This is a genomic window from Neobacillus muris (genome assembly GCF_943193175.1).
GTDB lineage: Bacteria > Bacillota > Bacilli > Bacillales > Cytobacillaceae > Neobacillus > Neobacillus muris.
This window is the reverse complement of record NZ_CALPDF010000013.1, coordinates 61,808-82,113: the sequence shown is the minus strand read 5'-3', so window position 1 is coordinate 82,113 and position 20,306 is coordinate 61,808. Positions and strand designations below refer to the sequence as shown.

Genomic DNA, 20,306 nt, shown 5'->3' with positions numbered 1-20,306 from the left:
TTAAAAAAAAACGTTCTTTTTTTAGTCCATAACATTCTAATTATAGTATAGGAACATTTCAAGGTCAAAACCAATTCGCAGAAAAAATTTTTGGGCCTTCTGAGATCGGATATCAGGAAAAATTCCAATTTATCAGCAAAAAAGTCATTATATCAGGAAATTTCGGACATATATCGGGAAAAATTTTCATATATCAGGAAATCAGCCGCATCTTAGTGCAGCCTCCAACAAAAAACATGCCCTGGGTAAACAGAGCATGCTTATCGGCGGTCTTCCTGGACCTTTACTTCAATATTGTAGCGGGGCAGCGCTTGGACAAGTTTGCGGTGCAGGCGCGCTTCAGCATCATCCTTTTGGCGGTCTGTCAGCATGCCTTTTTTATAAACCTTCACCCACATTCTATCCCCATTGATCCAGACAGAATCCGTAACAAACTCATTTGTATCGGCAATCACCCGCTTTGCCTGGTTGATGTCGTTTCCTTCGTTCGTTCCACCGGCCTCGCTGCCGCTTCCTGTTCGATTGAGGTCAAGAAAGTTTGGATTTTGGTTCGTCATATCATTTTCAACTTGGTGCTGTTCATTTTTCCCGCGGTCATTTGTAAAATCACGGACTCCGGAATTGTCCTCACGGTTTTTTATTTTCGGCGCACTTTCGTTATTGTTGCGGTAATCATAAAGTGAATTGTCCGCCGATTTATCTCCCTGGCAGCCGGCAGCTGCAAACAATAGCAAGAAAAACATGAAAAGTCTCCACTTTTTCAATCGTTACACCTCCATTACTATCTTGCCCGCAACTGCCGCCTGCCGCTCCAGTGAAATTTTTCCAACAAAAAAGATATCAGAAATAATCCTGATACCTCATTTTAAACTACACGTTTTCCTCGACCGCCTGCCGATAGGCTGCAGTTTGCGGTACCTCGTGATGGTGGCGGCAGCGCGGTTCGTACGCTTCCGAAGCCCCTACCAAAATGACCGGGTCATGGTAGGATGCCGGACGCCCGTCAATCAGGCGCTGGGTCCGGCTTGCCGGGGAGCCGCACACCGTACATACCGCCTGCAGTTTGGTCACTGATTCAGCAATCGCCATCAAGGCTGGCATTTGTCCAAACGGCTCGCCACGGAAATCCTGGTCGAGTCCCGCCAGAATCACCCGATGCCCGCTGTTGGCCAGCTGCTGCACAACCCTGACAATTCCCTCATCGAAAAACTGCGCTTCATCTATTGCGATAATATCCGTTTCCGCCTCTACATGGTGAAGAATCTCGATGGAATGGGAAATAGGTCTCGCATGAAAGGAAGATCCATTATGGGATACAACAGACTGATCGCTGTAGCGATTATCAATTTTCGGCTTAAACACAGCAATTTTTTGCTTGGCAAATTGTGCTCGTTTAACACGGCGGATCAGTTCCTCCGATTTGCCAGAAAACATACTGCCGCAGATAACTTCGACCCATCCAGTTTGCTTCATTAAATACATAAACGGCGTCTCCTTCCTCTTACGAACCCTTAACAATTTTCTAAGTATTTTATCGTATGCTGCGCATATAAGTTTATCATGATCGATTAGGCCCAAAAGCATGTATGGGGCCTGTCCCCCATTACGGCAACGCTTTACTCTGGCGGGGGCCTGTCCCCCGCCAGAGTAAAGCGTTACTGCACTGTAGGCCTGTTCCCCACACAAAATAAAAAACAGGCAAGTAGGTTTCTGCTTGCCTGTTTCTATCGCAATTATTGCTGTTTAAGGCCGTATTTTTTGTTAAATCGGTCAACACGTCCGCCAGCTTCAGCGAATTTTTGACGACCAGTATAGAACGGATGGCACTCAGAGCAAGTTTCTACACGGATTTCGTTTTTCACTGATCCGCTTTCGAAAGTGTTGCCGCATGCGCAACTCACCGTTACTGTTTTATAATTTGGATGAATTCCTGCTTTCATTCTTTTCATCTCCTTCCGCCCTGAATCATGTTCGAAACAGAGTTATCGTGAAGTGCATGTCTTAAAAACAGGCACTTGGTATCAAAAAACTAAAAACACACTGACCCCATTATAACAGGGTGCCCTGCCATTTTCAAGCTGGGATTTATAGGAATACCCGTTTTATTTGGCGCTTAAGACCGTCGCATTTTTAATTCTTCACCGATTTGGTCAAAGAAATCCTGATTCGACTTCGTTTGTCTTAATTTTTTCAAGAAACGCTCGGCAAAATCTGGAGAATCTGACATTGATTTACGCATGGCCCATAATTTATCCAGATGATCCTTCGGAATCAGCAGCTCCTCTTTCCGCGTACCAGAACGGCGGATATCGAGTGCAGGGAAAATCCGGCGCTCAGCGAGTGTACGATCCAAATGAAGCTCCATGTTGCCGGTCCCTTTAAATTCTTCGTAAATGACGTCATCCATCCGTGAGCCCGTATCAACCAATGCCGTCGCTAAAATCGTCAAGCTGCCGCCCTCTTCAATATTCCGGGCCGCCCCAAAGAAACGCTTCGGACGGTGGAACGCCGCTGGGTCAATACCGCCAGACAGTGTACGTCCGCTTGGCGGAATAACCAGGTTATACGCACGAGCCAAACGTGTGATACTATCCATCAGAATAACGACATCACGCTTGTGTTCGACCAAACGCATCGCCCGGTCTAACACGAGCTCCGCCACCTTAATATGGTTTTCCGGAACCTCGTCAAACGTTGAGCTGACCACATCGCCGGCAACAGACCGTTCGATATCGGTCACCTCTTCCGGACGCTCATCGATCAACAGCATGATCAACTCCACTTCCGGATGGTTGGTCGTAATGCTGTTGGCAATTTCTTTTAACAGCATCGTTTTACCAGCCTTAGGCGGCGCCACGATCAATCCGCGCTGGCCAAAGCCGACCGGCGCCACCAAATCCATAATTCGGGTAGAAAGCTTCTCCCGAGTAGTTTCCAATTTCATCATCCGGTTTGGATAAAGCGGCGTTAATGCCGGGAAATAAACCCGTTCCTTCGCTGACTCCGGGTCCTCCCCGTTTACGGCCTCAACATGAAGCAGACCGAAATACCGTTCATTTTCTTTTGGAGGACGCACTTTTCCAGACACCTTGTCCCCGTTGCGCAAGTCGAAACGGCGGATTTGCGATGCGGAAATATAAATATCCTCAGAACTTGGAGAATAGTTAATCGGGCGCAGGAAACCAAAGCCCTCCGATTGGATGATCTCCAAGACGCCTTCCATAAAGAAATACCCTTGCTGTTCTGCCCGTGATTTTAAAATCGCGAAAATAAGTTCTTTTTTGGTCAATTTGCTGTAATAGGTCACTTTATACTCGCGCGCCAGCTCATAAAGCTCCTTCAGCTTCATATTTTCTAAACTTGAAATTGTCAATTCCATGTGTACACCACGCCTTAAAATTTTTCCGTCATATCCGCTTGTTTCATTGAGCCGGAGATGATGTAGGTTTGTTTAATAGAGGAGGGATAGAAGTTGAAAAAGAAATGAATAAAATAGCAGAAAAGATGCATAATAAAAACAATTTCTATTGTACCCTCTTAGTAAAAAAATAATCAACAAAATTTTTTCCGATTCTGTTCGATGGAAATTATTTCCGAAGGGATTCCTCTGGGAGATTTGGGAGTTTGAACTTTGGGTATCTATATACCATTTAGCAGGGCACCAGGGGGGACCTGATCAAATCCCCCGACACCCTGATCTTCTATAATACTAAATTAGGTTTCTTATTCAAGCTGTGGCGGCCTTCAATAAACCGGACGGTACCGGATTTGGCCCGCATAACAAGCGAATGGGTGGTTCCGTACGAACCTTTAAACTGGACACCACGCAGCAATTCGCCATCCGTTACGCCGGTTGCCGCAAAAATCGCATCGTCCCCTTTGACCAAGTCCTCCATTCGAAGGATCCGGTTCACATCCAAGCCCATTTTTTTGCATCGTTCCAATTCGGCATCGCTTTGCGGCAGCAATTTCCCGAGGATTTCACCGCCAAGGCATTTCAGGGCAACAGCCGAAAGAACCCCTTCTGGCGCACCGCCGGAACCAAATAGAATATCGACGCCTGTGTTATCGAATGCCGTATTGATGGCACCTGCCACATCACCGTCATTGATCAGCTTAATCCGTGCCCCTGCTTCGCGAAGCTGCTGAATGATATGCTCATGGCGCGGGCGGTTCAGCACAATCGCCACCACATCTTCAATATCCTTGTTTTTTGCCTTCGCAACCGCTTTTAAATTATCGAGCACAGACGCATTGATATCCACTTGGCCGACCGCTTCAGGGCCGACTGCGATTTTTTCCATATACATATCTGGAGCATGGAGAAGGTTTCCATGGTCAGCAACAGCCACAACCGCTAACGCATTCCAGCCGCCGGAGGCTAAGATATTGGTGCCCTCAAGCGGGTCCACTGCTACATCCACACGGGGGCCATAACCATTTCCAAGTTTTTCCCCAATATAGAGCATCGGGGCCTCATCCATTTCCCCTTCACCGATTACGACCGTTCCTTTCATAGGAATGGTATCAAATACATTCCTCATCGCTGTTGTAGCTGCTCCGTCCGCTTCGTCCTTTTTCCCGCGGCCCATCCACCTGGCAGAAGCAAGGGCTGCCCCCTCAGTTACCCGGATGAGCTCCATTGATAAACTTCGTTCCATTTGTGTCATCTCCCGTTTCTCTTTTGCAAACAGTTCTCTCCACATGCTGATTCTATCTATCTCTTTGGCTTGTCCAGTTCTATGCAGTCGCGCCGCCATCAGCCCGGCATTCTTAGGTGTTTTTTAATTGTTCAACCTCTTCTTTTGTGAGATCTTCCCGCCATACGGTCGCTCCGAGGCCATTTAATTTTTCGACAAGATCGCTGTAGCCGCGGTCGATGTGCTCAAGGCCCGTCACTTCGGTAACGCCTTCCGCCATCAGCCCGGCAATGAACAGTGCCGCCCCCGCCCGCAGGTCGCTGGCCTTCACCTTGGCTCCCTGAAGCTGAACCGGACCGTTAATAATCGCCGATCGTCCTTCGACTTTGATATTCGCGTTCATCCGCCTTAGCTCATCGATATGTTTAAATCGGGCGCCATATATCGTGTCGGTAACGACACTGGAGCCTTCTGCCCTTGTCAGAAGCGTCGTGAACGGCTGCTGGAGGTCCGTTGGGAATCCAGGGTACACCAGTGTTTTAATATCAACCGATTTCAGCTTTTGGGCACCGCCAACGAACACTTGGTCATCCGCCGTTTCCACTGGGACGCCCATTTCCCGAAGCTTGGCAATCAATGATTCTAAATGCTGCGGAATCACGTTATCAATCAGCACGCCCTCTCCCATGGCGGCGCCGAGAATCATATAGGTTCCGGCCTCAATCCGGTCCGGGATAATCGTGTGCCGGCAGCCATGCAGGCTGTCGACCCCGTCAATCCGAATGACATCCGTTCCGGCACCCTTGATTTTCGCCCCCATATTGGTCAGCAGCGTAGCCACATCGATAATTTCCGGTTCTTTTGCGGCATTTTCAATAATTGTCCGCCCTTTGGCCCTGACAGCTGCCAGCATTATATTGATGGTCGCCCCTACGCTGACCACATCCAGGTAAATTCTTGCGCCGCGAAGCTCGTCCGCCCTTAAATAAATCGCGCCCTGTTCATTGGTGATCTGGGCTCCCAAGGCTTCAAAGCCTTTAATATGCTGGTCGATTGGCCGCGGCCCTAAATGGCAGCCGCCCGGCAGTCCGATGACTGCTTTTTTAAACCGTCCCAGCATCGCTCCCATTAAATAATAGGAGGCGCGCAATTTTTTCACTTTACCGTTCGGCAGCGGCATGGAAATCATAGTGGACGGGTCCACCGTCATTTCATCCTCTGTAATCTGTACGTTTCCGCCGATTTCTTCAAGAAGGTCTTTTAAAATCTCCACATCCGAGATATGCGGCAATCCCTCAATCGTAACCGGTGACTCTGCAAGAATGGTGGCGGGAATCAAGGCGACCGCACTATTTTTGGCGCCGCTGATTCGGACCGTTCCCTTTAACGGATATCCGCCCGCTATTTTTAGCTTTTCCATTTTCGACTCCCTTCTATGGCCTGTGTGCATCATGAATGATTGGAATGGGTCGTCTTACTTATCAAGTAAGCGCTGTATCTATTTTCATCATAGGCTACTTGAACATGAACTATACGTCTTCCAAACCGGGCCCATTGCTTTTTTTAAAAAATTGCCAAATCCGCGAAGAGTTTAGGTAAATTTTTCAAACATTTACGGCCAAATTCCGACAGAATGTCTAATTTATAGTTTACACGAAAACCTTATTTTCATGTACCCCCATACAAAAATTTACACAAAAATGGAAAAACTAACGGATTTAAGCTTCTGCCCGGGACTTCCAGTCGTTTAGGAACGCTTCAATCCCTTTATCCGTCAGCGGATGCTTCGTCAACCCCATCAACACTTTATATGGGATGGTGGCAATATGGGCTCCCCGCAATGCCGCCTCTGTTACATGCATCGGATGGCGGATGGAGGCCGCAATGATTTCGGTTTCAATACCATGGACGTTAAAGATTTCAGCGATGGTAGAAATTAATTCCAAGCCGTTTTGGCCGATATCATCCAATCTGCCAAGGAATGGAGAAACATAGGCTGCACCAGCTCTCGCCGCCAGCAATGCTTGATTGGCGTTAAAAATAAGCGTCACATTGGTTTGGATTCCTTCTTGTGATAAAGCATGAACGGCTTTTAAGCCATCCGGGGTCATCGGGATTTTAACGGTGATGTTTGGCGCAATGGCAGCCAGCTCTTTTCCTTCTTTAATCATGCCTGCCGCATCAAGGGCGATGACTTCCGCACTGACAGAACCAGGTACAAGGTCCGTAATTTCTTTTAAGCGGTCGTGGAAGGACACTCCCTTTTCTTTTGCCACAAGAGATGGGTTTGTAGTAACCCCTGCTAACAAGCCAAGTTCATACGCCTCTTTAATTTCTTCCAAATTCGCAGTATCGATAAAAAATTTCACGAAAATCCCTCCTGCTAATTCGACTAAATTTTCAGTCAGCTGATAACATACTGAAACCGCCCCTTAAAGAGGGCGGTTTACTAGTATCTTCATTGTAGAAACCTGACAAAAGCAGTTGTCGCTTTTGTCAGATGCTGTTAGGCAGATTAAGCCTTGCCGTTAGAACCGAATTCACGGATTTTGCCGATCACAGTTTCTTTGATGGCATCGCGAGCTGGTCCTAAGTATTTACGAGGATCATATTCGTTTGGTTTTTCAGCCAATACTTGACGGACAACCTTTGCAGAAACAATTTGGTTTTCAGTATTGACATTGATTTTAGAAGTTCCTAAAGAAATGGCTTTTTGGATATCTTTTGTTGGGATTCCAGTTCCGCCGTGAAGTACTAATGGAAGGCCTGTTAGTTTGCCGATTTCTTCCATTTCTTTGAAACCCAAGTTTGGCTCGCCTTTGTAAGGGCCATGGACAGATCCCAATGCAGGAGCAAGGGTATCAATGCCCGTGCGTTTTACAAGCTCTACGCACTCTTGTGCATCAGCATAGATAATGCTGCCGGAAACGTCGTCTTCTTGACCGCCAACTGTTCCTAATTCCGCTTCAACAGAAACACCTTTTGAATGAGCATATTCCACTACTTTAGAAGTAATTGCTACGTTTTCTTCAAATGGATGGTGTGAAGCATCGATCATAACGGAAGTGAATCCAGCGTCAACCGCTTCTTTACATTTTTCAAAGCTTGAACCATGATCTAGGTGAATGGCAACAGGCACGGTGATGTTTAAGTCTTCCATTAAGCCCTCTACCATTTTTACAATTGTTTTGAAGCCGGACATATAACGGCCTGCCCCTTCAGATACACCAAGAATTACTGGTGAATTTTCTTCTTGGGCTGCCTGTAAAATAGCCTGGGTAAATTCCAAGTTATTAATATTGAATTGCCCAACAGCGTAGCCTTCTGCTTTCGCTTTTTTCAACATTTCTGTCATTGAAACTAAAGGCATTTCTATTCCTCCTTAAATTCAGTTGCCATCTTTTTTTTAAAACAAGGGATTTTCCATACCATTTTTCCCTCATTATTCCTGATTATGTATCGTGTGCAAAAAAGACAGCCAACTAGTCAAAAGTACATATGTATCATATCAAAACAAAAGGAGAAATGCTAATAAAGACGCAGTGTTTTATAAACTGTCATATTGGAAGCGCAACCAACGTTATCCTTTAACTGTTTGTTAATTTTTCCCTATTGTTGGTTTTTGCGGCATATTTTTGCGGACTGCCGCCCGAATGTCATCAATATCAAATGGTTTGGCAAAATGGGTGATCGCCCCAAGGTTTTTGGCCTCTTGGATCATGTCCAATTCCCCGTAAGCGGTCATGATGATGACGCGGATGTCCGGATCAATGACCTTCATTCGTTTTAAAATTTCTATCCCGTCCATGCCTGGAATTTTCATATCCAGCAGAACAAGGTCTGGTGCATGTTTTTTTACAATATCGAGGGCCTGAATCCCATTGGCCGCCTGAAAGGTTTGATATCCTTCTTTGTTGAACACTTCATTCAGTAATATTCGAATGCCAAATTGGTCATCCACAATCAAAATCTTCTCTTTCATACTTCCACCCCAACCCTCATAGAGTTTTTATTTACGATTTTATATGCCTTGTATTACTTCTACTTTAAAGAAAAAAAATCCTGCTGTATATGTGTAATTTTGTGGAAACTCTCACATTTTTGTATTTTGCTGAAAAAGATTATAATATTTAGTACGGCAAGCGGGTTTCCGGCGCGATCAGCTGCGGCTGGTGCCGCTTTGAAAGGCCATTTGCTTGGGTTTAGTTAAGGAGGATATTTATGTTAAAAATGTTCACTACCCAATTGTCGGGTGTGTTTAAAAAGATAGCGGAGAATGAGGAGTTCTCTTTTGAGGACGGGGCGCGGCTGTTGGCCCAGGCAGCTGCCGGCGATGGCTTCATTTATATTTTTGGCGCCAAAGAAATGAAGGCAGTCCCTGCTGAGGCATTGGAGGGTGCGGAGGCCATGGGTTCGGCCAAAGAGCTGACAACTGCGAATCTTTCCGAGCTCACGGATGCTGACAGGGTTCTGTTGTTCACCCGGACTTCAGATGATAGCGAGGCGCTGGCGCTGGCGGATGCTTTGCTGGAACAAGATATCCCGTTTGTGGCGGTTTCTTCGAATATCGATGACGGGACAGGAAGATTGGCTGAGATGGCGGATGTCCATATTGATTTACGGCTGACCAAGGGGCTGCTCCCCGATGAGGCAGGCGGCCGGTTCGGTGTCCCATCCTCTATGGCGGCTTTGTTTGTTTATTACGGGTTAAAGTTTACGATTGATGAGATTTTGGCGGAGTATGAGGAGTAGGATTCCTGCTGCTGCGGGGCTTAAGCTTCAGGGTTTTCACTGGGTTTATGTTTCTTCGGGGCTTGTAGACAGTTTGGTTTTCTCAAACAGAATAGTTGTCTTCCATAACCGCTCTTGTGGACAGTTCATGTGTAATCCCCTTTGAAAGTGTCTTTTATCCAGGCTCTTGAAGACAGTTCGAGTTCTATTTCCTTTACAACTGTCTCTTATCCAGGCCCTTGAAGACAGTTCGAGTTCTATTTCCTTTACAACTGTCTTTTATCCAGGCTCTTAAAGACAGTTTTAGCCTTTTTCATCAACTTTTTGTCTTCAATAGCTGCCTCTAGTTTTTATTCAAATGATTTTTTTCATAAAAAAACTGCACCCCGAATTGTTTGTTGTTTCTAACAATTCGGGTGCAGCTCCTAACTCTGATTTCTTCAGTTTATTGATCAATCGTTGCTTTAATAAATTCACGGAATAAGGCCTGCGGGCGCGTTGGTCTTGAGACAAATTCCGGATGGAACTGGGAAGCTACAAACCATGGATGGTCCTTCAGCTCAATAATTTCCACCAATCGTCCGTCTGGGCTTGTGCCTGAGAATACAAAGCCGGCCTCTTCCATCTGCTGGCGATAATGATTGTTGAATTCATAGCGGTGGCGGTGGCGCTCATAAATCACTTCTTCCGCATAAGCTTCAAACGCTTTGGTTCCTTCCACCAAGCGGCAAGGATACAAGCCTAAACGAAGCGTGCCTCCCAAATTCTCTACATCCTTTTGCTCAGGAAGCAGATCGATAATCGGATGCTGCGTGTCTGGAACAAATTCGGATGAATGAGCATCCCCGTAGCCAAGCACATTGCGGGCAAACTCAATCGTCGCCAGCTGCATGCCTAAACAAATGCCCAAGAATGGCTTCTTCGTTTCACGGGCATAGCGGGTCGCTTCAATTTTCCCTTCAATCCCGCGGTCACCAAAGCCGCCAGGAACAAGCACGCCATCAACATCATTCAACAGCTCCGCTACATTCTCGCGTGTCACATGCTCAGAGTTGATCCACTTCACTTCCACGTCTGCATCAAAATTGTAACCGGCATGCTTCATTGCTTCCACAACGGAAATGTAAGCATCCTGAAGCTCCACATATTTTCCGACAAGGCCGATCCGTGTTTTCTTAGAAAGATGAAGGACACGGTCAACCAGCTGCTGCCACTCGGTCATGTCTGCTTCTGGAGTCACCAATTTCAAATGGTCGCAAACGATCTGATCCATGTTTTGCTCCTGCAGGGCAAGCGGAATCGAGTAAAGCGTATCAGCATCCCGGCATTCGATAACTGCCTTAGCATCAATATCACAGAACAAGGCAATTTTATCCTTCATATCCTGGGAGACTGGCATTTCCGTACGGACAACGATAATATTTGGCTGAATGCCTAGACTGCGCAATTCTTTGACGCTGTGCTGGGTCGGCTTTGTTTTCATTTCCCCAGCTGCTTTAATATAAGGAATCAGGGTACAGTGAATGTACATAACATTGTCACTGCCAATATCACTTTTAATTTGGCGGATCGCTTCTAAAAATGGCAGCGATTCGATATCACCAACCGTTCCGCCAATTTCGGTAATCACAACATCTGCATTAGTTTCCTTGCCAGAGCGGAAAACGCGGTCCTTTATTTCATTGGTAATATGCGGAATAACCTGAACCGTTCCGCCCAAATAATCGCCGCGGCGCTCTTTGCGGAGGACCGTAGAGTAGACTTTCCCTGTTGTCACGTTGCTGTACTTGTTTAAATTAATATCAATAAAGCGCTCATAGTGGCCAAGGTCCAAGTCAGTTTCAGCGCCATCATCGGTTACGAATACTTCACCGTGCTGATAGGGGCTCATTGTCCCTGGATCGACGTTAATATAAGGATCAAATTTTTGGATCGTCACGTTCAATCCGCGATTTTTTAATAATCTTCCTAAGGATGCAGCGGTAATTCCTTTTCCCAGCGATGAAACCACACCGCCAGTCACAAAAATATACTTCGTCATCAATAATTCCCCCTCAAATACAGTTTGTGCATTATTTAGATTGTTAATGGATTTTTTAAAAATTTCTTTTGGCAAATATCCACCCAATTTGCAATAGGGGGTCCACTCAAATGCTTTGTTCCTAAAAATGAAAAAACCCCACTGCGACGGAGTTCTTTCGGTTTACCCCGAGCTTCCGCCAGCGCGGCAGCCAGTTCATTTTTTGCCGGACCAAAAATAAAAAGCGCTCCTCTTACGCTGTGTAAGGGGAGCGCATTACATTAACTATTTGTATCGTCCTTTTTTAAGGAGCCCAAACAAGATAATACAAGGTACCGCCCAAAAAGTCAACTGCTTTTTTGGACTTGCCAAGTACGCTTATAGGTCTTCCTCTTCTTCATCGATCGCTAAATCTTCGTCTTCTTCCAATTCTGTCTCAAGGTCGTCTTCCAATTCTTCGTCCTCATCGAGATCGAAGTCTTCGTCTTCTTCTATGACTTCTTCTTCTTCATCGAACTCATCAATTTCATCATCGAGCTCGTCTTCAAAGATTTCCTCATCATCTAAGACGTCCTCTTCATCGTCAAAGTCATCAAGGTCATCAAAATCGTCCTCTTCGATTTCATCGAAATCATCGAGCTCTTCTTCATCGACAACCTTTTTGGCCTTTTTCTTCTTCGGCTTCACAGCACTAACCACGTCTTCCTCAGCCGTATCAACTGGGTACCACGTGCGAAGGCCCCAGCGGTTTTCACCTAAGGACAAGAACCGGCCATCGATATTGATGTCTGTATAAAATTGTGCCAAGCGAGAGCGTATTTCCTGTTCGGAAAGTCCTAAAGCTGATGCAATTTCATTGACTAAATCCTGGAAGCCAATCGGCTGCTTGCTATTTTTCAAATATTCATATGCGATTTCGATGAGGGCTAGGTCTTGTAACTCCTCTTTTGAGTACTGTGCTAAACTCAATATCGGCACTTCCTTTCTCTATTTGACACCCTAATTAGAGTGGTTAACGGACATTTCTCTTGCGTATGGTTATGTATAAAAAATGATATAAGTTCATTGCTGCGGCATAACCGCGCGCCCATGCGCCGGATCAAACTCCACCCGCTAGAAAACCATATTCTTCATTATAAACAAATTCTTCCCGTTTATGCTAGTTCCAGCAACGGTTTTACTTGATTTTTTCCCGTTTTCCGTTCTTCCCGCCACATTTGTCCTGTTCCTTAAGCTTTTTGGTCTCCTTATACGAAATCACGCCAAAAAAAATCGCCAGCACAAGAAACGAAATCGCTCCAAGCTGCCGCTCATAAAGGTAATACAACGGCCAGGCCATAACAACCAAAAATAATACAATCTGAATACCCTTCATCGCTGACACCCGCCCAACACAGAAGTTCACACTCAAGATAGATTATATAAGAAAAAACAATATTTGGAACACATCCGCCAAAAATATTTTTGGAACTTCCTCCCACTGCTTTACTGCGTTAACAAGCTGGGGGACAGTCCCCCAGCACTTTACCGCGTTGCCATGCCGGGGGACTGTCCCCACTATTCCCTCTATTACATATTTCGGCGGTATTGGCCGCCGACTTCGTATAGGGCTTTGGTGATTTGGCCGAGGCTGGCGACTTTGACGGTTTCCATGAGTTCGGCGAAGATGTTGCCGCCGCCTGTGGCTGTTTGTTTTAGCCTGTTTAATGCAGCTGGCGCCTGTTCAGCGTGAGCGGCTTGGAAGGCGCGCAAATTGGCGATTTGGAGTTCTTTTTCTTCCTTGGCTGCCCTGGCCAGCTCCATGTTGTTGACTTCCTCTTGGGAAGGAGGATTCGGGTTCAAGTAGGTATTCACGCCAATGATCGGTAGTTCACCCGTATGTTTTTTCATCTCATAGTACATCGACTCATCCTGAATTTTGCCGCGCTGATACTGGGTCTCCATTGCCCCAAGCACCCCGCCGCGGTCATTCAGTCGGTCAAACTCCTGCAATACCGCTTCTTCCACTAAATCCGTAAGCTCCTCCACAATAAACGAGCCTTGAAGCGGATTTTCATTTTTCGTCAAGCCATGCTCCTTTGTGATGATCATTTGAATCGCCATCGCCCGGCGCACCGATTCTTCCGTCGGTGTCGTGATCGCTTCATCATATGCATTAGTATGAAGCGAGTTGCAATTATCATGCAGAGCCATTAACGCCTGCAGCGTGGTGCGGATATCATTAAAGTCGATTTCCTGGGCATGCAGCGAGCGCCCAGAGGTCTGAACATGGTATTTCAGCTTTTGGCTGCGTTCATTGGCGCCGTACTTCTCACGCATCACCGCCGCCCAAATCCGCCGCGCTACCCGGCCAATCACCGTATATTCAGGATCCAGTCCATTGGAGAAAAAGAACGACAGGTTCGGCGCAAAATCATCAATGTTCATGCCCCGGCTCAAGTAGTACTCCACATAGGTAAACCCGTTTGACAAAGTAAACGCCAGCTGGGAAATCGGATTCGCTCCCGCCTCCGCAATATGGTAGCCGGAAATCGACACCGAATAATAGTTGCGCACCTTATGGTCAATGAAATACTGCTGGATGTCCCCCATCATCCTTAGCGCAAATTCCGTTGAAAAAATGCACGTGTTCTGGCCCTGATCTTCTTTTAAAATATCCGCCTGCACCGTACCGCGGACGGTCCGCAGCGTATAGGCCTTCACTTCAGCAAACTCTTCTACGGTCAGCACCCGCCCCAGCTCAGCTTCCTTCTTCTTCACCTGCTGTTCGATCGCCGTATTCATAAACATTGCCAAAATAATCGGAGCCGGGCCATTGATCGTCATCGACACAGACGTGGACGGATGGCACAAATCAAACCCGGCGTACAGTTTTTTCATGTCATCCAACGTACAAACGCTGACTCCGCTCTCACCGACCTTCCCGTAAATGTCCGGACGGTAATCCGGGTCCTCTCCATAAAGGGTCACCGAATCAAAGGCCGTACTCAGCCGTTTGGCCGGATCATCCTTGGATAAATAGTGGAAGCGGCGGTTCGTCCGCTCCGGCGTGCCTTCGCCGGCAAACTGGCGTTTCGGATCCTCACCCTCACGTTTGAACGGGAACACCCCTGCTGTATACGGGAACGAACCTGGCACATTTTCACGATATACCCAGCGGAGAATTTCCCCATAATCCTTATACTTCGGCAGGGCAACCTTCGGAATCTTCAGTCCGGACAGGCTCGTAGTAGTCAAGGCCGTAATAATTTCCTTATCTCGGATTCTTGTCACAAACTGCCCGCCGTTATAGGCTGACTTCGTTTTTTCCCAGTTATCAAGAATACGTTTAGACTCTGGTGTTAATTGGGCCTCTGTTTCCTGCTTGATCGCTTCCAAAGCCGCCAGCACTTCGGGAGTCCCGCTGCCCTGCTCTTTGACAGCCGCCATCGCCCCTTCCAGCTGGAACAATTTGCGGGCAATATCCGCCTGCTGCTCTGCCCTTTTATGATAATTTCTTACGGTTTCGGTGATCTCCCTCAAATAATAACGGCGGTCAGTTGGAATAATGACATTTTGCTTTTCAACCACGGCCTTTTTTGAAAAAGCGGTCAGCCAATCCGTGCCCATTTTCTCGTTTATTCTTTCAATCAGGGCCGCAAACAATGCATTGGTGCCGGCATCATGGAACTGGCTGGCAATTGTCCCGTAGACCGGCATTTCAGACAAGTCCTTTTCAAACAGCATATGGCTGCGCTGATACTGCTTTTGTACCTGGCGCTTGGCATCCTCTGAGCCTTTGCGCTCAAATTTATTGATCACAATCAAGTCGGCAAAGTCAATCATGTCGATTTTTTCGAGCTGGGACGGCGCCCCGAACTCGCTAGTCATCACATACATCGCCACATCGCAAATCTCGGTAATTTCAGCGTCACCCTGGCCGATACCGCTCGTTTCCACAATAATCAGGTCAAAGTTGGCCGATTTCGTGACGGCTAAAGCGTCTTTGATCGCGAGCGACAGCTCCGTCTTCGAGGATCTTGTCGCAAGCGAGCGCATATAAACATTGGGCGAAAAAATCGCATTCATGCGGATCCGGTCGCCAAGCAGCGCCCCGCCTGTCTTCTGCTTCGTCGGGTCAACAGACAGCACAGCAACTTTTTTGTCAGGAAACTCATTGATAAACCTTCTGATGAGTTCGTCTGTCAACGAACTTTTTCCAGCGCCGCCTGTTCCCGTAATTCCCACTACCGGAATCGTTTTTTCCAGCTGTTTGACTTTTTCCAGCACCAATTCAGCACTGGCCGCCGCCTCGGAATTCTGGTCCGCCTGCAGCTCGGCACATGTAATAAGCTTGGCAATGGCGTTGACATCCCCTGCTGGCAGTTTTTCAATCTGCCCGCTAATATCCTCTGTGACGGTTGAAAAATCACATTCCCGGATCATGATATCAATCATGCCTTGCAGCCCGAACTCCCGGCCGTCGTCGGGAGAAAAAATCCGGGCAATGCCATATTCATGCAGTTCGTTTATTTCCCTAGGAATAATCACACCGCCCCCGCCGCCGTAAATCCGGATATGGGGCGCCCCTTTTTCTTTTAATAAATCGTACATGTATTTGAAATACTCGACATGCCCGCCTTGATACGAGGAAATGGCAATCCCCTGGGCGTCCTCCTGAATTGCGGCATTCACCACTTCTTCGACGGAGCGGTTATGGCCAAGGTGAATCACCTCAGCCCCGCTTGATTGGAGGATGCGCCGCATAATATTAATCGAGGCATCGTGGCCGTCGAACAGGCTCGATGCCGTGACAAAACGGATATGATGCTTCGGCTGATAGTTTCCCATCGGTTTCATCCTTCTCCCCCTTTTTTGATCCCCGATAACAGCAGATCGGTTTGCAGTTCAATGTATTCATCAAGAGTAAATAATTTTCTTAGCGCCCAGCGGCGAAAGCTCCACATTTGCCCCTGGACAAAAATATCGTGAGCGATGATTTTGACTTGCTTTTCCGACAAATCGAGCTCGCCATTTTCCACACATTTGACCAGCAGGCTCTCAAACATGCCCGTCATTTCCGTCTCTTTTTTCAGCACATAGGGCAAGGCGTCCTTGGATAAAGACTTGACCTCCTGGTACATGACGAGAATTTCCTCCTGCATTTCATCCATGACATGAAAGAAGTCAGCAATTCCCTGTTTCAGGCTTTCAATGCTGCCTTTTTTCAGCTCCAGGTCCTTCTGCAGCCGGTCGCTGACATGGTCATAGATGCTGTCGCACACCAAATAAAGGACATCCTCCTTGGTGCGGATGTATTCATACAGCGTTCCGATACTGAAGCCTGCCGCGTTGGCAATTTCTCTCGTGGTCGTCCGATGAAACCCCTTTTGTTTAAAAAGTGCAACGGCTCCTTTGATCATTTGGTCGCGCCGCTTCTGGACGAGGCGCTCATCCTTGACCGAAGCCTGAACCTCCCTTTTGCTCATATCTCAACCGCCTTTATCGTAGTCAAGCGATCCGCCGTATTTATTTCGTCAGCATTCTCGAAATGACGAGACGCTGGATTTCTTGGGTGCCTTCATAGATTTGGGTAATTTTCGCATCGCGCATGAACCGCTCAACCGGATAGTCCTTCGTATAGCCGTAGCCGCCAAAGATTTGCACCGCTTCTGTTGTGACCTTCATTGCTGTATCGCCGGCAAACAGTTTCGACATCGCCGACTCTTTCCCGTAAGGATGGCCATTGGATTCCAGCCAAGCGGCTTGGTAGGTTAACAGTCTGGCAGCTTCAATGCTGGTGGCCATGTCGGCTAGCTTGAAGCTGATGCCTTGGTTGGCAGCAATGGGCTTGCCGAATTGATGACGTTCCTTCGCATAATCGACGGCCGCATCAAGCGCCCCCTGAGCAATCCCAACTGCCTGCGCTGCGATGCCGTTGCGGCCGCCGTCCAAGGTCATCATAGCAATTTTAAATCCTTCCCCTTCTTCTCCCAGCCGGTTTTCAACGGGAACTTTACAGTCTTCAAAAATTAATTCAGTGGTAGGGGATGATCTGATGCCGAGTTTCTTTTCTTTTTTGCCGACCGAAAATCCTGGGAAATCTTTTTCGATAATAAAAGCAGTCGTGCCTTTTTGCCGGCTGGATGGGTCGGTCAAGGCAAACACGACATAGATTTCGGCCTCGCCGCCATTGGTGATGAAAATTTTTGAACCGTTGATCACATAATGGTCACCCTCCAGCCGTGCGGTTGTCCTCATGCCGCCTGCATCAGAACCGCTGCCTGGCTCAGTCAGGCCATAGGCCCCCATTTTCGACCCTTCCGCGAGCGGGCGCAGGTACTTTTGCTTTTGCTCCTCTGTGCCAAATTTATAGATCGGCCAGGAGGCAAGCGAGGTATGGGCCGACAGGGTGACGCCGATCGAGGAATCGATGCGGGACAGTTCTTCAACGGCAATGCAGTAAGCTAGGTAGTCGCTGCCGATGCCGCCGTATTCCTCCGGCCACGGGATTCCCGTCAGCCCCAGTTCGGCCATTTTTTCAAAAAGCTCCCGGTCGAACCGTTCTTCCTCATCGCGTTCCGCAGCGGTTGGCGCGACCTCGTTTCTGGCAAAATCCCGGACCATTTTTCGGATCATTTCATGTTCTTCGGTTAGTTTAAAGTTCATTGGTACGTCTCTCCCTTACGATTGGTCATTTCGTTCTATTTATCGGTTTATTTCGTTCGATTCGTTGTCAAAAGGATGGTTTTTTTATAAAAATTGGCTTAAAGATTTGCTAAAGCTTCCGGATTTCTACAAATCCAGCAGGCGATTCTACAAAAATTAAAGTGGATTCTACAAAATCACCCTCAGATTCTACAAATTCCAGCAACAATTCTACAAAAATTGGAAGCTGGCCACGCAAAAGGATATTATTTACAAATCAAATTACAAAAGGTGCTTACTAATCACCATCCGCTGAATTTCACTCGTGCCCTCATAGATTTCCGTAATCTTTGCATCGCGGAAATACCGCTCGACCGGGTAGTCTTTGGTATAGCCATAGCCGCCGAACACCTGGACAGCTTCCGTTGCCACCTCGACCGCTGTCCGTGAGGCAAACAGCTTGGCAATCGAAGCTTCCTTGCCGCATTTCTCGCCCCGGTTCCGCAAATCCGCGGCTTGATAGACTAATAGTTTCGCTGCTTCCACATGGGTCGCCATATCCGCCAGTTTAAAGGCAATCCCCTGCTGGGCAGCTATCGGCTTGCCAAACTGATGCCGCTCCTTCGCATATGCGGCGGCGGCGGACAAGGCGGCTTCCGCAATCCCCAGCGCTTGGGCAGCAATCCCAATGCGCCCAACGTCGAGGTTGCCCATGGCAATCTTAAACCCCTCTCCCTCACGGCCCAACAGGTTTTCCGCAGGGACTTGCATATCCTCAAAGGTCAGCTGGACCGTCCGTGACCCATGAAGCCCCATTTTCTTTTCATCCTTGCCGGCCACAAAGCCCGGTGCCGTTTTTTCCACAATAAACGCCGAGATGCCTCTCGCCCCTTTATCGGGATTTGTCTTGGCAAACACGATATAGATGTCGGCCTCGCCGCCATTGGTAATGAACATTTTCGCACCATTCAAGATATAGTGGTCACCCTGCCTGACCGCGCGGGTCTTAAGACTTGCTGCATCGGAGCCCGAGCCTGCTTCCGTCAAACAAAATGCCCCTAGATATTCCCCGGCAGCCAGCTTGGGAATATATTTTTGCTTTTGCTCCTCTGTCCCAAAATAAAGAATCGGATTCGTGCCAACCGATGTATGAACCGACAAGATTACGCCCACCGTGGCGCTTACCTTGGACAATTCATGGATCGTGCTCACATAGGAAATAAAGTCCATTCCGGCGCCGCCGTAAGTTTCCGGAATCGGGATCCCCATCAGCCCCAGCTGCCCCATTTTTTTTAAAATCTCCCGGGGGAACTTGCCTTGCTCCATTTTTTCCACAAACGGCTCAATCTCGCTGGCTGCAAAGTCACGGACCATTTTTTGCAGCATCACTTGTTCTTCAGTAAAATTCATGATTCCTCGCTCCTTTGGAGGACTTACTCGTATGTGTAGAAGCCGCGGCCCGTTTTCCTGCCGAGCCAGCCGGCCTTGACGTATTTGCGCAATAGCGGGCAAGGGCGGTATTTATCGTCGCCAAAGCCTTCATGCAAGGTCTCCATAATGTAAAGACAGGTATCCAGGCCGATAAAATCTGCCAGGGTTAACGGTCCCATCGGGTGGTTCATGCCAAGCTTCATCACCTCGTCAATGGCTTCCTTCGCGGCGACCCCCTCATACAGCGTATAAATCGCTTCATTGATCATTGGCATCAGAATCCGGTTCGCCACGAATCCTGGAAAGTCATTGACCTCCACCGGCACCTTGTTCAATGTTTTGGCCATGTCTTCGATTACGTGATAGACTTCATCAGATGTTGCCAGGCCGCGGATGACCTCGACCAGCTTCATCACTGGGACCGGATTCATAAAATGCATGCCGATGACCTTTTCCGGACGCTTGGTCACCGCCGCAATTTCCGTGATTGGCAGTGACGACGTGTTGCTTGCTAAGATGGCATGTGCCGGGGCGATTTCGTCCAGCTGGGCGAAAATCTTCGCCTTGATGTCCATGTTTTCCACTGCCGCTTCGATGACAAGGTCGACTCCAGCTGCATCGTTAAGCTCCGTGGATGCGGCCAGCCGGTCTAACACCTGCTGCTTCTGCGCCTCCGTCATCCGTCCCTTTTCCACATTGCGCGAAAGATTCTTGCTGACGATCCCTAATCCCCGTTCAACAAATTCTAGTTTCAAATCATTTAGAACAACTTGATATCCCGCTTGGGCACAAACCTGGGCAATTCCCGAGCCCATCTGACCGGCTCCAACCACCATGACCTTTTCAACCTTCATACT

At 47.7% G+C, this 20,306-nt stretch carries 18 protein-coding genes; 1 reads left to right on the top strand and 17 read right to left on the bottom strand.

Annotation, left to right across the window (positions count from 1 at the left end):
* Window positions 1-260: 260 nt before the first annotated feature.
* The 9 genes from NFS43_RS11270 to NFS43_RS11230 form a co-directional block, all read right to left on the bottom strand.
* Window positions 261-764 carry a hypothetical protein gene (locus NFS43_RS11270; RefSeq protein ID WP_251551768.1) on the bottom strand — a complete coding sequence of 168 codons (504 nt, stop codon included), beginning with the start codon at window positions 762-764 and terminating at the stop codon, window positions 261-263.
* A gap of 106 nt (window positions 765-870) precedes the next feature.
* Window positions 871-1,482, bottom strand: coding sequence for a thymidine kinase (locus NFS43_RS11265; protein WP_251551767.1), 612 nt, complete (start codon window positions 1,480-1,482; stop codon window positions 871-873).
* Window positions 1,483-1,733: 251 nt separating this feature from the next.
* The gene (rpmE, locus tag NFS43_RS11260; protein WP_251551766.1) at window positions 1,734-1,940 is read right to left on the bottom strand and encodes a 50S ribosomal protein L31; all 207 of its coding nucleotides are present in this window, start codon (window positions 1,938-1,940) and stop codon (window positions 1,734-1,736) included.
* A 173-nt stretch (window positions 1,941-2,113) separates the two neighbouring features.
* Window positions 2,114-3,379: a transcription termination factor Rho gene (gene rho / locus NFS43_RS11255; RefSeq protein WP_251551765.1), complete on the bottom strand. Its 1,266-nt coding sequence runs from the start codon at window positions 3,377-3,379 to the stop codon at window positions 2,114-2,116.
* A gap of 322 nt (window positions 3,380-3,701) precedes the next feature.
* Complete coding sequence (gene glpX / locus NFS43_RS11250; protein WP_251551764.1) at window positions 3,702-4,661, bottom strand: class II fructose-bisphosphatase; 960 nt, start codon at window positions 4,659-4,661, stop codon at window positions 3,702-3,704.
* Between the two features lie 112 nt (window positions 4,662-4,773).
* Window positions 4,774-6,060: a UDP-N-acetylglucosamine 1-carboxyvinyltransferase gene (locus NFS43_RS11245; RefSeq protein WP_251551763.1), complete on the bottom strand. Its 1,287-nt coding sequence runs from the start codon at window positions 6,058-6,060 to the stop codon at window positions 4,774-4,776.
* Between the two features lie 298 nt (window positions 6,061-6,358).
* Window positions 6,359-7,009, bottom strand: a complete 651-nt coding sequence (gene fsa / locus NFS43_RS11240) for a fructose-6-phosphate aldolase (protein WP_251551762.1) — start codon at window positions 7,007-7,009, stop codon at window positions 6,359-6,361.
* Between the two features lie 146 nt (window positions 7,010-7,155).
* Window positions 7,156-8,010, bottom strand: a complete 855-nt coding sequence (locus NFS43_RS11235) for a class II fructose-bisphosphate aldolase (protein WP_251551761.1) — start codon at window positions 8,008-8,010, stop codon at window positions 7,156-7,158.
* Between the two features lie 228 nt (window positions 8,011-8,238).
* Window positions 8,239-8,622, bottom strand: a complete 384-nt coding sequence (locus NFS43_RS11230) for a response regulator (protein WP_251551760.1) — start codon at window positions 8,620-8,622, stop codon at window positions 8,239-8,241.
* A gap of 239 nt (window positions 8,623-8,861) precedes the next feature.
* Between NFS43_RS11230 and NFS43_RS11225 the strand changes: the two genes are divergently transcribed.
* Window positions 8,862-9,392, top strand: coding sequence for a DUF2529 domain-containing protein (locus NFS43_RS11225; RefSeq protein ID WP_251551759.1), 531 nt, complete (start codon window positions 8,862-8,864; stop codon window positions 9,390-9,392).
* A gap of 424 nt (window positions 9,393-9,816) precedes the next feature.
* Here the strand turns inward: NFS43_RS11225 and NFS43_RS11220 are convergent, their stop codons facing one another.
* The 8 genes from NFS43_RS11220 to NFS43_RS11185 form a co-directional block, all read right to left on the bottom strand.
* A complete protein-coding gene (locus NFS43_RS11220) occupies window positions 9,817-11,412 on the bottom strand; it encodes a CTP synthase (RefSeq protein WP_251551758.1) in 1,596 nt (531 codons plus the stop codon).
* A gap of 357 nt (window positions 11,413-11,769) precedes the next feature.
* Entirely contained in the window at window positions 11,770-12,360 is a 591-nt protein-coding gene (gene rpoE, locus NFS43_RS11215) for a DNA-directed RNA polymerase subunit delta (RefSeq protein WP_251551757.1), read from the bottom strand.
* A 208-nt stretch (window positions 12,361-12,568) separates the two neighbouring features.
* A complete protein-coding gene (locus NFS43_RS11210; protein ID WP_251551756.1) occupies window positions 12,569-12,766 on the bottom strand; it encodes a hypothetical protein in 198 nt (65 codons plus the stop codon).
* Between the two features lie 194 nt (window positions 12,767-12,960).
* Window positions 12,961-16,221, bottom strand: coding sequence for a fused isobutyryl-CoA mutase/GTPase IcmF (gene icmF, locus NFS43_RS11205; RefSeq protein WP_251551796.1), 3,261 nt, complete (start codon window positions 16,219-16,221; stop codon window positions 12,961-12,963).
* A 5-nt stretch (window positions 16,222-16,226) separates the two neighbouring features.
* A complete protein-coding gene (locus tag NFS43_RS11200) occupies window positions 16,227-16,859 on the bottom strand; it encodes a TetR/AcrR family transcriptional regulator (RefSeq protein ID WP_251551755.1) in 633 nt (210 codons plus the stop codon).
* Window positions 16,860-16,899: 40 nt separating this feature from the next.
* The gene (locus NFS43_RS11195) at window positions 16,900-18,039 is read right to left on the bottom strand and encodes an acyl-CoA dehydrogenase (RefSeq protein ID WP_251551754.1); all 1,140 of its coding nucleotides are present in this window, start codon (window positions 18,037-18,039) and stop codon (window positions 16,900-16,902) included.
* Window positions 18,040-18,300: 261 nt separating this feature from the next.
* Complete coding sequence (locus NFS43_RS11190; protein ID WP_251551753.1) at window positions 18,301-19,428, bottom strand: acyl-CoA dehydrogenase; 1,128 nt, start codon at window positions 19,426-19,428, stop codon at window positions 18,301-18,303.
* A gap of 23 nt (window positions 19,429-19,451) precedes the next feature.
* Window positions 19,452-20,303, bottom strand: a complete 852-nt coding sequence (locus tag NFS43_RS11185; RefSeq protein ID WP_251551752.1) for a 3-hydroxybutyryl-CoA dehydrogenase — start codon at window positions 20,301-20,303, stop codon at window positions 19,452-19,454.
* Between the last annotated feature and the right edge of the window lie 3 nt (window positions 20,304-20,306).